Below are 15089 nucleotides of genomic sequence, written 5' to 3'. Positions count from 1 at the left end.
TTCCGACGATGGGACGGTACCCAAGCAAACTGGCATGGCCGCTGGCCATCGCCATGATCGTGACGGCGTGCGCCGAGAAGGCCGCGCCACCGCCGCCCCACGGCACGCCGCCACCGGCGCTGGCCTCGCTGGTGGTGAAGGTGGAAAGCGCGCCACAGCAGCAGGTGTGGGATGGCACCGTGGAAGCGGTCAACGCCGCCGTGCTGTCGGCCCAGACCAACGCCCGCGTGGTGGCGCTGCCCTACGACGTCAACGACGTGGTGCCGGCCGGCGCCGTACTGGTGCGCTTCAGCGACGTGGAGCAGAAGTCGGCCACGCGTGCGGCGCAGGCGCAGATCGCCGCGGCCCGCGCCACCTATGCCAACGCTCGCGTCAACTATGAGCGCATCGCCGCCATCGCCGCCAAGGGGCTGATCGCCAAGGCCGAGCTGGATCAGGCGGTAGCCCAGCGCAACAACGCGCAGGCCGCGCTGACCGCCGCCGAGGCGACCTGGCGCCAGGTCGGTATGCAGCAGAACTACACCGAGGTGCGCGCGCCGTATGCCGGCATCATCACGCGCCGCTACGTGCAGGTGGGTGAGTCGGTGCAGTCCGGCCCGCCGGCGCCGCAGCCGTTGATCGCCCTCGCCTCGCTGGCGGATCTGCGCGTAACGGTGCAGGTGCCGCAGAGCGCGATCGCTGCGATCCGCGCGTTCCATGCCGCCGAGATCGTGCTCGACGGCGACCCGCCGCGCCGCGTGGTCGCAAGCAAGGTCACCGTGTTTCCCTACGCCGACCCGCTCACCCATACCTTCACCGTGCGCGCGCAGCTGCCGGGCGAGGACACCGGCCTGTATCCGGGCATGACGGTGAAGGTCGCCTTCCATACCGGCCAGGCGCAACGGCTGCTGGTGCCGGCCAACGCGATGGTGCGCCGCGGTGAACTGCAGGGCGTGTACGTGATCGGCGACGCCGGCGTGTCGCTGCGCCAGGTACGCACCGGCGAGCGCTACGGTGCGCGGATCGAGGTGCTGGCCGGGCTCGACGGCGGCGAGCGCATCGCCACCGATCCGGCGGCCGCGGCACGCAGCCTCGTCGCTTCGCAGGGAGCGGCCCGGTGAGCGAAGCCAGGCTGGGTTTTTCCGGGCGCATCGCGCGAATCTTCCAGGGTTCGCCGCTGACGCCGATCCTGGCGCTCACGGCGCTGCTGCTCGGGCTCGCTGCGATGGCTATCACCCCGCGCGAGGAGGAGCCGCAGATCGACGTGACCATGGCCAACGTGATGATGCCCTTCCCCGGCGCCGACGTGCGCGACGTGGAAAACCTGGTGGCCTACCCGCTGGAGCAGAAGCTCTCGGAGATCGAGGGCATCAAGCACGTCTACTCGGTGAGCCGGCCGGGCCTGGCGATCATCACGGTGGAGTTCCGCGTGGGCGTGCCGCGACAGACCGCGATCGTGCGGCTGTACAACCAGGTGTTCCAGAACCAGGGCTTCGTGCCGCCGAACCTGGGCGTGGGGCCGCCGCTGATCCGGCCCATGGGCATCGACGACGTGCCGGTGATGACGCTCACCCTGTGGAGCGACCGCGCCGACCAGGGCCCCACCCGCCTCGCCGAGGTGGCGCACACGCTGGAGACCGAGCTCAAGCGTATTCCGGGCACCCGCGACGTGTACACGGTGGGCGCGCCCGATCGCGCGGTGGTGGTCGAGCTCGATGCCGCCAAGCTCGCCTCGCACGGCCTGGCGGTGGGCGACCTCTCCGGCGCGCTGAAAACCGCCAACCGGGTGACCCAGGCGGGCGAGCGCATCGCCGGCGACCGTGACACACCGGTGACCGCTGGCACCTTCCTGGCCGACGCGGCGGATGTCGCCCACCTGGTGATCGGCCTGAAGGACGGTCAGCCGGTGTTTCTCTCCGATGTAGCCAGTATCCACGCCGGCGCCGACGTGCCGGCCCACTACACCTGGTTCGGCGCCCCTCCCGGCAAGGGCGGGCCAGGCAGCGGCATGGCGCCGGCGGTCACCCTGGCGATCGCCAAGAAACCCGGTGCCAATGCGGCGGACATCACCACCGCCATCGCCGCCCGAGTGCAAGCGCTGCACAACGTGCTCATCCCCAACGGCGTGCACGTGACGGTGACGCGCGACTACGGCCAGACCGCCACCGACAAGGCGGACAAGCTGATCCACAAGCTGATCTTCGCCACCGCCTCGGTGGTGGTGCTGGTGCTGTTCGCGCTGGGCTGGCGTGAGGCCATCGTGGTGGGCAGTGCGGTGATCATCACGCTGATGCTTACCCTGTTCGCGTCGTGGGCGATGGGTTTCACCATCAACCGCGTCTCGTTGTTCGCGCTGATCTTCTCCATCGGCATCCTGGTCGACGACGCCATCGTGGTGGTGGAGAACATCCACCGGCACATGGCCCTGGGTGGACGCACGCTGCGCCAGGCGATTCCCGAAGCGGTGAGCGAAGTCGGCGGGCCGACCATCCTGGCCACCTTCACCGTGATCGCCGCGCTGCTGCCGATGGCGTTCGTGTCCGGACTGATGGGCCCGTACATGCGGCCGATCCCGATCAACGCCTCGGCCGGCATGCTGCTGTCACTCGCCGTGGCGCTGGTGCTGACGCCGTGGTTGTCGCTGCGCCTGTTGCGCCATGGCGGCCATGGCCAGGGCCACGAGGCGACTGCCACCGCGACGCAGGGGCGGTTGCATCGGTGGTTCGGTCGGCTGATGGCGCCGTTCATCGACGGCCCCAAGGCGCCGCGTCGGCGGCGCGTGCTGTTCGCCGCGATGGGGCTGCTGGTGCTGATCGCGGTAGGGCTGGTGGCGACGCGCTCGGTGATCCTGAAGATGCTTCCGTTCGACAACAAGTCCGAATTCCAGGTGGTGGTGGACATGCCCGAAGGCAGCACCGTGGAGCGTACCAACCGCCTGCTCGGCGAGCTGGCGCAGGCGGTGTCACGGCTGCCGGCGGTGCACGACTGGCAGGGTTATGCCGGCGTGGCCGCACCGATCACCTTCAACGGCCTGGTGCGCCAGTACTACCTGCGCAGCGGCCCGTTGGTGGGCGATCTGCAGGTGAACCTGGTGGACAAGCAGCATCGCGGCCAGCAGAGCCACGCGATCGCCATCGGCATCCGCCCGACGCTGGTGAAGATCGGTGCGCGCTACGGCGCCTCGGTAAAAGTGGTGGAGGTGCCACCCGGGCCGCCCGTGCTCGCGCCCATCGTGGCCGAGGTATACGGGCCGGATGACGCCACCGTGCGCGCGGTCGCCCGCGGCCTGGAGCAGGTGTTCCATGCCCACCCGGACCTGGTCGACATCGACACCAGCGTGGAGGCCGATACGCCGCGCGAGGTGATGGTGGTGGACCGCGAGCGCGCCGCGAAGCTCGGCCTGACCCAGGCCGGCATCGCCCAGGCCCTGCGCACGGCGCTGTCGGGCGACGACGCCACCTACCTGATGGACGGCCACAGCAAGTACGCCGTACCGGTGCGGCTGCGCCTGTCGCCGGCCGATCAGGCCTCGCTGCCGCAACTGCTGGCCCTGCGCGTGCGTGCGCAGAGCGGCGCGCTGGTGCCGCTGTCGGAGGTGGTGAGCGTGCGCGCCGCAGCCTGGGAAGACGCCGCCTACCACAAGGATCTGCTGCCCTACGCCGACGTCACCGGCGATGACGCCGGCGCCACCGACAGCCCGCTTTACGGGATGTTTTCGCTGGTCAGCGAGCTGCACCACAAGGCGATCGCCGGCCAGATCCTGGCGCAGCATTTCATCGCGCAGCCGCAGGACACCGCCGGTGCCTCGGTGAAGTGGGACGGCGAGTGGCAGATCACCTATGAGACGTTCCGCGACATGGGCCTGGCCTACTCCGTCGGCCTGGCGCTCATTTATCTGCTGGTGGTGGGCCAGTTCAGGAGCTACGTGGTGCCGCTGATCATCATGGCGCCGATCCCGCTGACGGTGATCGGCGTGATGCCGGGCCACGCCCTGATCGACGCGCAGTACACCGCCACCTCGATGATCGGCATGATCGCGCTGGCCGGCATCATCGTGCGCAACTCGATCCTGCTGATCGATTTCATCAACCACGCCACGGCGGCCGGTCGCCCGCTGGCCGAGGCGGTGGTGGATGCGGCCGCGGTGCGCGCCAAGCCGATCGCCCTGACCGGGCTGGCGGCGATGATCGGCGGCTTCTTCATCATCGACGATCCGATCTTCCAGGGCCTGGCGGTGTCGCTGATCTTCGGCATCCTGGTCTCCACCGCGCTGACCCTGCTGGTGATTCCCCTGCTCTACTTCGGCTGGCTCGCGCGCGGCTCGGCGCGGTCGACGCCGTGATCCGGAACCCGCCCGGCGCAGATCATCAGCGGCAGACCAGTACCGGGAGGTCGCCGTACAGAATGGTGCGATGGGTCTCGCTGCCCAGCAGCGCGCTCTGCACCCCGTGCCGACCGTGGCTGGCCATCACGATCAGGTCGCAATGGTGCTCCCTGGCCGAGGCGATGATCGCCTCGTGCGGGTGCGCATTGACGGCGAAGCTGGCCTCGCAGGCGACGCCGGCGGCCTGCGCCCGCTGGCGCACGTCGTCGAGATATTGATGGGACCGCGCCAGGGCGGCCTCGGTGTACTGGGCCTGGCTGGCCAGCAACATTTCGGCGAAATAAGCCACCGCCGGAAACGGCATCACCGCGTGAAAGGCGTGCACCTTGGCGCCCAGGCTGTGCGCCAGGGCGATGCCGGTGTCCGCGGCACGCTGCGACAGCGGCGAGCCATCGGTGGCGATAAGGATGTGCTGAAACATGCGCGGGCTCCGATGCGCCGCGGCGGCGCTGGCGTGGCTGCAAGGCGCGTCGCGCCGCGGCTTCACCGCCGGGGCGGCGAAGCGCGACGCATCAACGCGCGACGATCAGGTTGTCGACCACCTTCTGCACGCCCGGCGCATTCCATACGGCGTTCTCCACCGTGACGCGCTCGGCCAGCGAATCGACCGTGCCGGCCAGGGTGACCGTGCCCTTGTCCACCTCTACGCTGATCGCGCGGGCATCCAGGTGCGCGCGACGCTGCAGCGCAGCCTCGATCTTCACCTTCACGTCGCCGGGTTTGATCTGCGGGCGGATGCGGATCAGGTTGCTCACGCCCTTCACCCCCAGCAGGCCGCGCACGCTGGATTCGGCCGCGGTACGTACATAGGCCCACTCGACATCGCCGGAAAGGGTGATGTGGCCGTCTTCGACCATGACGGCGATGGCGTCGCGCGGCACCAGCACGTTCCACTCCAGCGCATGGCGCGCCGCGCTGGCGATATCCGCATCGGTACGCTGGCTGCTGCCGGGCAGCACCACGTCGATTTCCACGGCAACGCCCTTGACCCCGCTCACGCGCTGCGCAGCGCGTTCGGCCGACCATTTCTGGGCATAACTTTCCACGTGGCCGGACAGGGTGACGATGCCATTCTTCGCCTCCACGCCGATCCGGCTGGCATCGATGGCGGCATCCCAGCCCAGCTCCGCAATCACATCCTGCTGCAATTGGCGGTCGGTACTCATTTGCGTTCTCCGCGACCAGACAGGAGGCCAAGCCTGCCCGGTCCGTCGGTCTGGGTATTGACCCTGGTCAAGCCCGCGGCAGGTTGTCCGGGCGCTGTTGCGCGATACCCCACCGGTGTATTGTGACAAGCGGTACGGTCCGCTCAGGTGTCCGCACCCTGCAACGTCCCGTGAGACGCGTCCGGAGGGATCTTCGTGTCGAACCCGCAATCGCCCGAGCCTCCTAATCCCTCCACCGCCCACCTGCTGGTGGTCGATGACGACGCCGAGATCGGTTCGCTCCTGCAGCGCTATTTCACCGGCCAGGGTTTTCGCGTCACCGTGGTGGGCGACGGCCGGGCCATGCGCGCCTGCCTGGGCCAGCAAAGCGTGCAACTGGTGCTGCTTGATCTGGGCCTGCCCGGCGAGGACGGCTTCGAACTCACCCGTGAACTGCACCAGCACTGGCGCGGACCGGTGATCATCGTCACCGGTCGAGGCGAATCGGTGGATCGCGTGGTGGGGCTGGAGCTGGGGGCCGACGACTACGTCACCAAGCCGTTCGAGCTGCGCGAACTGCTCGCCCGCGTGCGCAGCGTGCTGCGCCGAGCCTCTGAGGCCGGTCGCGGCCATCATGCCGGCGCGCCGACACCACGTTACGGTTTTGCCGGCTACCGGCTCGATCCCAAAGCGCGTCAGCTGATCGACCCGCAGGGAGCGACCGTGCCGCTCACCCACGGCGAATACGAGCTGCTGAGCCTGTTCGTGGAGCATCCAAACCAGGTGCTGTCGCGCGACGAGCTGATGACACGCATCCACGGGCGCGACGCAGGCCCGTACGATCGCGCCATCGACGTGCAGATCGGGCGCCTGCGCCGCAAGATCGAGACCGATCCGGCGCGCCCCACGCTGATCAAGGCCATCCGCGGCAGCGGCTACCTGTTCACCGAATCGGTGCAGCGCGAGTGAGCGGCGCCAAGCGTGCGGTGGCGGAGTCGGAGCTGTTCCAGGCGCTGTTCGACGCCGCGCCCGACGCGATGATCGTCGCCGGCAACAACGGCCGCATCCTGCTGGCCAATCCGCACGCCGAATCCCTGTTCGGCTACGCGCCGGGCGAGCTGATTGGCGAACAGGTGGAATGCCTGCTGCCGGCGAACCTGCGCGCGGCGCACACGGCGCATCGCGCCGGCTACATGGCCAGCCCGCGCGTGCGCAACATGGGCGAGGGCTACGAGTTGACGGGCGTGCGGCGCGACGGCACGCCGTTCCCGGTGGAGATCGCGCTCAGCCCGATCGTGACGATGGAAGGCACGCTGTTTGCCGCCTCGATCCGCGATATCTCGGCCACCCAGCGTGCCCGCGAGGTGATGCGGCGGGCGCGGTACGACGTGTTCGTGGCCCAGGCGGGGCGACTGGTGCTGGAGTCGCCGCACTACGGCGTCGCCATCGACGGCATGCCGGCGCTGCTGTCCGCGGCGCTGGAGACCGAGGCGGTGGCGATCGTGTTCATCCAGCCGCTGAGCGGCGAGCTCAGCCTGCGGGCCTCCACCGGCCTGTCCGAGCCGCTGCGGCGGCGCCTGCTGGACGCTTTTTCCGACACCGAGCTCAAGGGTCTGCTGGCGCGGCGCACGCCCAGCGTGCTCACCCTGGAAGCGGCGCCGGGCGAGGACGAAGTGGCCATCGCCGCCACCCGCCGTGCGCTCGAGGGGCTGGGTTTTCGGGATGTGGCGCTGGCGCCGCTGTTCGATCGCGTCGAACCGATGGGCATGCTGGTAGCGCTTGCCGAGATGCCCGATGCGTTCGGCCACGACAAGCTGTATTTCCTGCAGTCGGTGGCCAACATGCTGGCCGCGACGATCCAGCGCAGCCGCAGCGAAGAGCAACTCGCCCACGCCCAGAGGCTGGAAGCGCTGGGCCAGCTCACCGGCGGCATCGCGCACGATTTCAACAACCTGATGACGGTGATCTCCGGCAACCTGCAATTGCTCGAAGCTGGCATCGGCGACGCCGAGCAGATGCGCGACACGATGGCCAGTGCCCGGCGCGCAGTGGAGCGTTGTACCGGCCTGACCCGCAAGTTGCTCGGCTTCGCCCGGCGTCGACGGCTGGTGCCCACCGCTGTGCAACCCGCGGCCGCGCTGGGTGGCCTCGCCGAGATGGTTGGCCGCACCCTTGGCGCAGGCATCAAGCTGACCGTGGACTGCCCCGCCGGCATGCCGGCGGTGTACGCCGATCCGGGCGAACTCGATACCGCGCTGCTGAATCTCGCGATCAACGCGCGTGACGCCATGCCCACCGGCGGGGAGCTGTCGGTAAGCGTGCATGAGCGCCATGTGCCCGCCGCAATCAGCGAACTGGGCCTGGCCGCCGGCCGCTATGTGGTGATCGAGGTGGCCGATAGCGGCACCGGCATGAGCCGCGAGGTGATGAAGCATGCGCTGGAGCCGTTCTTCACCACCAAGCAGGTCGGAAAAGGCAGTGGACTGGGCCTGAGCATGGTCTACGGCTTCGTGCGGCAGTCCGGTGGCCAGCTGAACATCGACAGCGAGCTGGGACGCGGCACCCGGGTGGAGCTGATGCTGCCCGTGGCGGTGACCACGCCTGATGAGGCATTGCCGTCGGCACCGACCCAGCGCGGCGAGGAGCGCGTGCTGGTGGTGGAGGACGAGCCCGACGTGCGCCATCTCGCCGTCGCCTTCCTCAAGGCGTTGGGTTACGAGGTGGTCGAGGCCGCCGACGCGGACAGCGCGCTGCAGTTGCTGGAGAGCCAGCCATCGATCGCGCTGCTGTTCTCCGACGTGATGCTCGGCGCCGGCATGAACGGCGTGGAGCTGGCGCACGAGGCGCAGCGCCGCTACCCATCGCTGGCCGTGCTGCTTACCTCGGGCCTGGAGCCGGACCTGCGCGAGGCCACCCGCGCGGCCACCGAGCTGCGGTTGCTACCCAAGCCGTATCGTTACGACGAATTGGGCACCGCAGTGCGCGAGGCCCTGGAACACATGCGCCGGACGCGGCAGGGCTGACGCAGGCGGCAGCCCCGCAGAGCGCTTCAATGCACGGCCGCACCCTGCCCGGCCAGACGCGCCAACGCCGCAGAATCGAGCACGCGTACCTCGCGTCGCTGCACGGTGATGTAGCCCAGTTCGGCCAGTCGCGACAGCGCGCGGGTCACCGTCTCGTGCTTGAGCGCGAGGAAGCTGCCCATGTCGGTACGCCCCATGCGCAGGATGAAATGGCGCGGGCTGAAGCCCAGCGCCGCATGACGCTGCGCCACGTCGAACAGGAACGCGGCTACCCGGCGCTCGGCGCTCAGCGTGCCCAGCGAGAGCATCCACAGGCGGTCGCGGCGGATCTCCTCGGCCAGCGCCGTGGTGAGCCTCGTCTGCAGTTGCGGCAACTCGCGGCAGGCCAGCAGCACCGGCGGATACGGCAACTCCCACAGCTCGCTGTCCTCCAGCGCCACCAGGTCACACGAGTAATGGCCAAGCCCGATCGACTCCACGCCGACCAGGTCGCCGCGCATGCGGAATCCGGTCACCTGCTCGCGGCCGTCCTGCGCCAGCTCGCAGCTCTTGAGGAAGCCTGCATGCACCAGGAACAGCGAGTGGAACGGCTGGCCCGTCCGGTACACGTACTGCCCCGCCAGCACCTTGCGACGGATCACGGTCATGTGGCGGCGGAGCATGTCGATGTCGACATCGTCCACGCGGTGCGGCTGCATGGCCTCGTGCGCGAGGCTGGAGACAGGAGCGGCAAGATCGTGGGCAATGCTGGACATGAGAGGTTCCTCGGCGTGCCTGGGAAAAGGTGCAGTGCCACCTTAGCGCCGGGTCGCGCTCCCACGAACGCAATCCGGCAACCATTTGTAACGGTGTGTAACAGCCGCGCACACCATCGATGTGGCTCAGGCACCCGTGCCAGTCGAGCATCGTCGGTGTCGACGATCCCAGCCGCCGTATCAGCTGCTGCGCACGGTGGCTGGACGGTACCGACGGACACTCACGATGGAGCGGATGGCGATGGGCGCGCGCAGGCACGGAGCATCCCTCAGCTCATCATGGGCACCATCACCGCGATGATCTGCTGTGGCCTCGGGCCGATCCTGCTGTCGCGCCGAGTCGCGATTGCGCCGGTTTCAGTGCCGGAGCAGCACCGGCAGCGCGGCGTCCGCCAGTACGTGCCGGGTGGCGCCGCCCAGCGCCCACTCGCTGAAACGGCTGCGGCCGTAGGCGCCCATCACCAGCAGGTCGGCGTCGACCTGGGCGGCGCCTTCCAGCAGGGCCTCGCCCGCCTCGCCGGCATCGCTGGCCAGCGGTCGGTGTTCGGCATGCACGGCGTGGCGCTGCAGGTACAGGTCGATGTCCAGCGGCGGCTTCCAGGTGATCTCCGGGTAGGTGCGCCGCAGCGATCCTTCCAGCAGCACCACCCGTGAAGCGCGCTGCAGCAGCGGCATCGCTGCGTGGATCGCGCGCACCGCCTCCTGCGACCCGTTCCAGCCGATCGCGATGCAGTCCAGCGACACCCGCGCGATCGCATGGCGCGGCACCAGCACGCACGGCAGGCCGACGGTGAGGATGATCCGCGCCAGTTCCGCCGGCACGCGGGTGGCCGGATCGGTGCCGCGATCGAGCAGCAGCAGGTCGTGCCAGGTGCCGATGTGCGCGAGCGCGCCGGCGACATCGCCCTCGGCCGCGTGCCATGCCGCCTGCGGTGCACCCTGCTCGCGCGCCCAGTGCAGAAACGGCTGCGCCTGCGCCTTGGCCAGCGCGGCGGTTTCTCGCGTGCTGGCGAGGATCGCCTCAAGCAGTTCGGGCGAGCTGTACGTGGGCGCCAGCGTCAGCGGCGAGGGGTATACGAACGCGCCGGTCACCGCCGATCCGGTCAGCGCCGCCAGCCGCACGCCGTATTCGGCCGCTCGCGGCCAGGCGTCGAGTGAGCGTACCTGGATAAGGAAATCGTTCATGGCCAGTGGCCTGTATTGCCGAAAGTGACCAGTGTCCGGCGCGTGCCCGGCGGAGGATTGATCGGGATCAACCGTGCGCGATTCGGTGCCGGAGGATCGATCGTGCATCGCCCCGAGCGCCCGGGATGATCTGGATCAAGCATCGCCCTATCCACCGCGTGCAAGGTGTGCTCGAACCCTTCATCCCTCGATGTGCGGTGCGCATGTACGCGTCTGCCATGACGACTCCCTTCAGCGCCCAAGTGTCCGCCCCTCCCTCCGGAGCGGGCATACGCGACGTCCTCACCTACTGCAGCGATTTCCGCCAGTGGAGCTCCTGTGCGGGCTATGCCGCGGAACTGGCCGCGGCCCTCGGCGCGTCACTCACCGGGCTGCACGCAGGCGAACCGCTGCCGGTGATGCCGGCGGCCGGCAACGTGACGTCCGGGCTGGCCGAATGGATGGCCGAGGCCACCGACGAGGTGCACTACGCCATGCTGGCCGGGCGTGAGTTCGCCACCTGGGCGCGCGGCCTGGGCGTGGACGAGACGCACTGGCAGGTGGCGCTGGGCGATCCGCGCGACGTGCTGGACGCGGCCGCCGCCACGGCCGATCTGGTGGTGCTGGGCCGTCCCCCACAGCTCGACTCAGGCCCCATGGTCGCGCTGTTGCGCAGCGTCCTGCTGTCCGGCCAGCCCTGCATCGTGGTGCCGCCTACCTTCTGCGTCATGGGACGGCTGGAACGGATCGTGGTGGCCTGGGATGGCTCATCAGCATCCACGCGATCGCTGCATGCGGCGATCCCGTTGCTGCGCAAGGCCGACGACGTCTGGCTGCTGCGCGCTGCGCATCCGCGTGAGAGCGGGCGGATCGTGGCACTGCAGCCGCCATTCGATCCGCTGGCGCACCTGGGTAACCACGGCATCGAGGCCAGCCAGGAGATCGTCGCCACGCACGGCACCGCAGCCGGGCATGCGCTGCTGGCGGCGGCCTCGCTGCACCGCGCCGATTTGCTGATCGCTGGCGCCAACGGCAAGGCCCGACGCAGCGAGGCGCGGCTGGGCGACACCACCGACTACCTGCTGCAGCACGCGACGCTGCCACTGTTCCTGCGCCACTGACCCACGCCCGCCGTGCGATGGCGGGCGAGCGGCGGTCGGTCAGTCGATGATGTGCGCACCGTCATCGAGCGGCTCGACGGCCTCGGTCTCGTCCAGATGGAACAGCGCGTCGAACTGCTCGGACAGCGAGGCGCTGAAGTAGTGGCTGGCGTATTCGGTGTCGGGCCGGTAGATCACGCCGATGGCGCGTTCGAGCATCGGATCGTGCAGCGCCCTCGCCGCCATGCTTTGCAGCGGTAGGTAGAACCGGTCCAGCCGCGTGTGGTGCAGCAGCGCCTCGAAACTGTCGCTACGCGCCGGGTGCACCGCCATGCGGGACGGCTCCCCACCCCACTCGCTGGCGGCGGTAACGTAGCCCGTGTAGGTGGTGAAGCCCACCAGCAACGCCTCGCGCGCACCGACCCGCCGACGCACCAGTTGGCCCACGTTCCACTCCCCGGCGTGGCCCATCTGGGTGGCACGGGCGTCGCCCAGGTGCGAGTTGTGTGCCCACACCACCAGCCGCCCCGCGCGGCCACCGCCACGCAGATGCTCCTGCAGCGCGAACAGGGTCTGCGTCATGTGGTAGTCGCGCAGGTTCCAGCTGCTCTGACGGCCGGCGAACATGCTGCGGTAATAAGCCTCGCCGCTGACCACCACGTGCGCGTTGCGCTCGGCGGCGAACTGCGCCTCGCGCGCCGTGCTGCCGTCGCGCTCGCGGTACTCCGGCGCCCGGCTCAGCAGCTCGATCAGGCGTTGTTGTACGGCCTCGCGGCAATCCGGACGCAGACCCATCACCGCCTCGTAACCGTAGCGCTGAGGGTCGCGCACGTGGTCGAGCGCGGCGTACTGTTCGCGCGCCAGCTCGGCCTGCTCCGGATCCACGCGCTCCAGGTAGGCCACCACCGCCGCGGCCGAGCGGTACAGGCTGTACATGTCCAGCCCGTAGAAGCCGATCTGCGTCTCGGGGCGACGCCGCAGGTTGTCACTACGCAGCCAGCGGATGAACGGCAGCACGTCGGCATTGCGCCACATCCAGCGCGGAAACCGCTCGAAGGCATCGAACGCCTGGGCCAGCGATTCGCTACCGCCGCCGACGTAATCGTGCAGGTGCCAGGCGTCGGGCCAGTCCGCCTCCACCGCCACGGCGTCGAAGCCCTGCTCGACGATCAGCCGGCGCGTGATGTCCGCGCGCATCCGGTAGAACTCGCGGGTGCCATGGGTCGCCTCGCCCAGCAGCACGAACTGGCGTCCCACGCTGGCGTCCAGCAGCGCGTCGTAGTCGTGATCCACCTCGTCCAGCCGCACCGCCATGGCGCGGATCGCCTCCAGCGGCGCGGTAACGATCGTGCTCATGCGCCGAGCCAGCGCGTGAACCAGTCCGACGCCAGGGCGGCCACGCGTTCGAGGGCACCGCGCTCCTCGAACAGGTGGGTAGCGCGCGGCACCAGCACCAACTCGGCGGTATCGGGCAACAGCGCCAGCGCCTGGCGGTTGAGGGTGGCTACGTCGGTGTCGGCGCCGCCGACGATCAACAGCGTCGGCGCGGTGACCTTCGCCAGTGCGGTGGTGCCGGCCAGATCGGGGCGGCCGCCACGTGAGACCACGGCGGCAATCCGGTCGGGTTGCTGCGCGGCAACCATCAGCGCTGCCGCCGCGCCGGTACTGGCTCCAAACAGGCCGACCGGCAGCGCGCGCAGCGCCGGCACGCCCGCCGTACACGTCACCACCTGGCCCAGCCGCGAGGCGAGCAACGCGATATCGAAGCGCATGCGCCGATCGGCGTCCTCGCCCGGGCTGAGCAGGTCGAACAGCAGCGTCGCCAGCCTGTGCTGGTGCAGCACGCCCGCCACCGCCCGGCTACGTGGGCTGAGCCGGCTGCTGCCGCTGCCGTGAGCGAAGATCACCAGGCCGCGGGCCTGGGGCGGCACGGTGAGATCGCCCTGCAGCGTCAGACCGTCCAGGTGCAGCTGCACGCTCTGCATGGCCGCCGTCGCCTTCGCCGATGGCGCGGCGGCCAGGAGTTCGATCACCTCTTCGTCGGGCACCGCCTCAAAGCGCTGGTAGAACTGCCCCACGGCGCGAAAGTCGGGCGGCGCGCTGAGACAGACCACGTCATCGGCCAGCCCTTTCAGCTCCACCAGGCTGGGCGGTGCGGCCACGGGCACGGCGCAGATCAGGCTCGCAGGATGACGGGCGCGCACCGCCGCGAGGGCCGCGCGCATGGTGCTGCCGGTGGCCAGCCCGTCGTCGACCACGATGACCACCCGCCCCGCCGGGTCGATCGGCGGATGCTGCGGCCGGTAGCGGTGGCGTCGCTGACGGATCAAGGCCAATTGCTGTGCCATCTCGCGGGCCACGTAGGCCTCGTCGGCCCCGGTGGCCGCGGCGTAGTCGCTGAGCGACACGCGCCCCTGCTCGTCGACGGCCCCGATCGCCAACTCCGGATTGGCCGGCGCGCCGAGCTTGCGCACCAGCACCACGTCCAGCTCGCCGCCCAGCGCATCGGCGATCACACGGCCCACCGGCACGCCGCCGCGGGGTATCGCCAGCACCAGGGGATGGCGACCCCGATAGATGTGAAGCGCTCGCGCCAGTTGCTCGCCGGCGTCGGCGCGATCGACAAAGCCTTCGGTATAGGTCGCTGCCATGGGGAGTCCTCCGCTGTCCCGTCCATCGCGATGCACGCCCCCTCCCAGCACATCGCTCGGCGATGCTCGGCCGCCTGGCGCGTGGACACGTTGACCTGCATCAAGCCGATCGCGTCTGCGCTTGATGCAGATCAACAACGATGGAGCACAGCCACGCACAGTGGCTGCCTGCCCTGTCACGCCGGAGCCGCCAGTGTCCTCTGCCCGTACCCACCGCGTTCGCCACGCCGTGATCGATCGCGGGTGACACAGTGGGCCGCGTGCCACATCACTGGCCACACGGCGCACACCGGCCGCGGCATGCCTGCTCGTCGCATGTCCCGCCTACCCTTCCTACCCAAACGGAGACTGCGCCCATGCGCATTGCCGACCTTTGTACCCGTGTGGTGGTGAGCACCCAGGCCACGGTGAGCGTGCGCGAAGCGGCCGAGGCGATGCGCCAGCATCACGTCGGCGCCCTGGTGGTGGTCGAGAAACCCAATGGCGAGCGCATCCCCGTAGGCATCGTCACCGACCGTGACATCGTGGTGGCGGTGGTCGCCACCGGCGGCAATCCGGACAAGCTCACGCTGGGCCAGATCATGAGCCGGCCGGTGGTCACCTGCACCGAATCCGAAGGGCTGTTCGCCGCCATCCTCACCATGCGCGAGCACGGCGTGCGCCGCCTGCCGGTGCTCAACGCCAAAGGTGGCTTGGCCGGCATGATCAGCGCCGACGACATCTCCGGGGCCCTCGGCGCGCAGATGGTCGACCTGGGCGAGGCGCTGACCCGCGAGGAGACGCGCGAGATGGGGGAACGGCCCTGTGCCGCCCCCGCGCGGGCAGGCCACCGGCCGGTGCCGCCTCAGTCGAAGCGACCGCGGCCCAGCAGCCCCAGCAGAAAGGCGC

The 15089-nt window shown here is 69.6% G+C and carries 12 protein-coding genes; 6 read left to right on the top strand and 6 right to left on the bottom strand.

The window, feature by feature from the left end; translation table 11 throughout:
- The first annotated feature begins 8 nt into the window (after positions 1 to 8).
- A complete protein-coding gene (locus ACTHJF_RS05795; protein WP_440266282.1) occupies positions 9 to 1100 on the top strand; it encodes an efflux RND transporter periplasmic adaptor subunit in 1092 nt (363 codons plus the stop codon).
- The gene (locus ACTHJF_RS05790) at positions 1097 to 4321 is read left to right on the top strand and encodes an efflux RND transporter permease subunit (protein WP_440266281.1); all 3225 of its coding nucleotides are present in this window, start codon (positions 1097 to 1099) and stop codon (positions 4319 to 4321) included. Before ACTHJF_RS05795 ends, ACTHJF_RS05790 begins: the two co-directional genes overlap by 4 nt.
- A 25-nt stretch (positions 4322 to 4346) precedes the next feature.
- Here ACTHJF_RS05790 and ACTHJF_RS05785 read toward each other — a convergent pair whose 3' ends face one another.
- A complete protein-coding gene (locus tag ACTHJF_RS05785) occupies positions 4347 to 4784 on the bottom strand; it encodes a universal stress protein (protein ID WP_440266280.1) in 438 nt (145 codons plus the stop codon).
- Positions 4785 to 4875: 91 nt separating this feature from the next.
- Positions 4876 to 5529, bottom strand: coding sequence for a BON domain-containing protein (locus ACTHJF_RS05780; protein WP_440266279.1), 654 nt, complete (start codon positions 5527 to 5529; stop codon positions 4876 to 4878).
- A gap of 195 nt (positions 5530 to 5724) precedes the next feature.
- Here ACTHJF_RS05780 and ACTHJF_RS05775 point away from each other — a divergent pair, with 195 nt between their 5' ends.
- Together ACTHJF_RS05775 and ACTHJF_RS05770 are read left to right on the top strand one after the other, a co-directional pair.
- Positions 5725 to 6477: a response regulator gene (locus ACTHJF_RS05775; protein ID WP_440266278.1), complete on the top strand. Its 753-nt coding sequence runs from the start codon at positions 5725 to 5727 to the stop codon at positions 6475 to 6477.
- Positions 6474 to 8531: a PAS domain S-box protein gene (locus ACTHJF_RS05770; protein WP_440266277.1), complete on the top strand. Its 2058-nt coding sequence runs from the start codon at positions 6474 to 6476 to the stop codon at positions 8529 to 8531. The genes ACTHJF_RS05775 and ACTHJF_RS05770 overlap by 4 nt, the downstream gene beginning before the upstream one ends.
- Positions 8532 to 8557: 26 nt before the next feature.
- On the opposite strand, the gene ACTHJF_RS05765 is transcribed toward ACTHJF_RS05770, so the two are convergent.
- Together ACTHJF_RS05765 and ACTHJF_RS05760 are read right to left on the bottom strand one after the other, a co-directional pair.
- Positions 8558 to 9286, bottom strand: a complete 729-nt coding sequence (locus ACTHJF_RS05765) for a Crp/Fnr family transcriptional regulator (protein ID WP_440266276.1) — start codon at positions 9284 to 9286, stop codon at positions 8558 to 8560.
- Positions 9287 to 9643: 357 nt separating this feature from the next.
- Entirely contained in the window at positions 9644 to 10471 is an 828-nt protein-coding gene (locus ACTHJF_RS05760) for a universal stress protein (RefSeq protein ID WP_440266275.1), read from the bottom strand.
- A 218-nt stretch (positions 10472 to 10689) separates the two neighbouring features.
- Between ACTHJF_RS05760 and ACTHJF_RS05755 the strand changes: the two genes are divergently transcribed.
- Positions 10690 to 11571, top strand: a complete 882-nt coding sequence (locus ACTHJF_RS05755; protein ID WP_440266274.1) for a universal stress protein — start codon at positions 10690 to 10692, stop codon at positions 11569 to 11571.
- 39 nt (positions 11572 to 11610) lie between these two features.
- Here ACTHJF_RS05755 and ACTHJF_RS05750 read toward each other — a convergent pair whose 3' ends face one another.
- Together ACTHJF_RS05750 and ACTHJF_RS05745 are read right to left on the bottom strand one after the other, a co-directional pair.
- The gene (locus ACTHJF_RS05750; protein WP_440266273.1) at positions 11611 to 12906 is read right to left on the bottom strand and encodes an erythromycin esterase family protein; all 1296 of its coding nucleotides are present in this window, start codon (positions 12904 to 12906) and stop codon (positions 11611 to 11613) included.
- A complete protein-coding gene (locus tag ACTHJF_RS05745) occupies positions 12903 to 14201 on the bottom strand; it encodes a phosphoribosyltransferase family protein (RefSeq protein ID WP_440266272.1) in 1299 nt (432 codons plus the stop codon). The genes ACTHJF_RS05750 and ACTHJF_RS05745 overlap by 4 nt, the downstream gene beginning before the upstream one ends.
- 356 nt (positions 14202 to 14557) lie before the next feature.
- Between ACTHJF_RS05745 and ACTHJF_RS05740 the strand changes: the two genes are divergently transcribed.
- Positions 14558 to 15089, top strand: a 532-nt coding sequence (locus tag ACTHJF_RS05740) for a CBS domain-containing protein (protein ID WP_440266271.1), incomplete at its 3' end; no start/stop codon positions are given.

The sequence above is a fragment of the Dyella sp. genome, from assembly GCF_051962475.1.
Taxonomy (GTDB): Bacteria; Pseudomonadota; Gammaproteobacteria; order Xanthomonadales; family Rhodanobacteraceae; genus Dyella_A.
Note: the sequence above shows the minus strand (reverse complement) of the source record. Positions and strands in the feature narration are given on the sequence as shown.

Excerpts from the sequence above, each read along its gene's own strand:
- ACTHJF_RS05795 (WP_440266282.1), top strand. The coding sequence starts at position 9 with ATGGGACGGTACCCAAGCAAACTGGCATGGCCGCTGGCCATCGCCATG.
- ACTHJF_RS05785 (WP_440266280.1), bottom strand. The coding sequence starts at position 4,784 with ATGTTTCAGCACATCCTTATCGCCACCGATGGCTCGCCGCTGTCGCAG.
- ACTHJF_RS05780 (WP_440266279.1), bottom strand. The coding sequence starts at position 5,529 with ATGAGTACCGACCGCCAATTGCAGCAGGATGTGATTGCGGAGCTGGGC.
- ACTHJF_RS05765 (WP_440266276.1), bottom strand. The coding sequence starts at position 9,286 with ATGTCCAGCATTGCCCACGATCTTGCCGCTCCTGTCTCCAGCCTCGCG.
- ACTHJF_RS05760 (WP_440266275.1), bottom strand. The coding sequence starts at position 10,471 with ATGAACGATTTCCTTATCCAGGTACGCTCACTCGACGCCTGGCCGCGA.
- ACTHJF_RS05755 (WP_440266274.1), top strand. The coding sequence starts at position 10,690 with ATGACGACTCCCTTCAGCGCCCAAGTGTCCGCCCCTCCCTCCGGAGCG.
- ACTHJF_RS05750 (WP_440266273.1), bottom strand. The coding sequence starts at position 12,906 with ATGAGCACGATCGTTACCGCGCCGCTGGAGGCGATCCGCGCCATGGCG.
- ACTHJF_RS05745 (WP_440266272.1), bottom strand. The coding sequence starts at position 14,201 with ATGGCAGCGACCTATACCGAAGGCTTTGTCGATCGCGCCGACGCCGGC.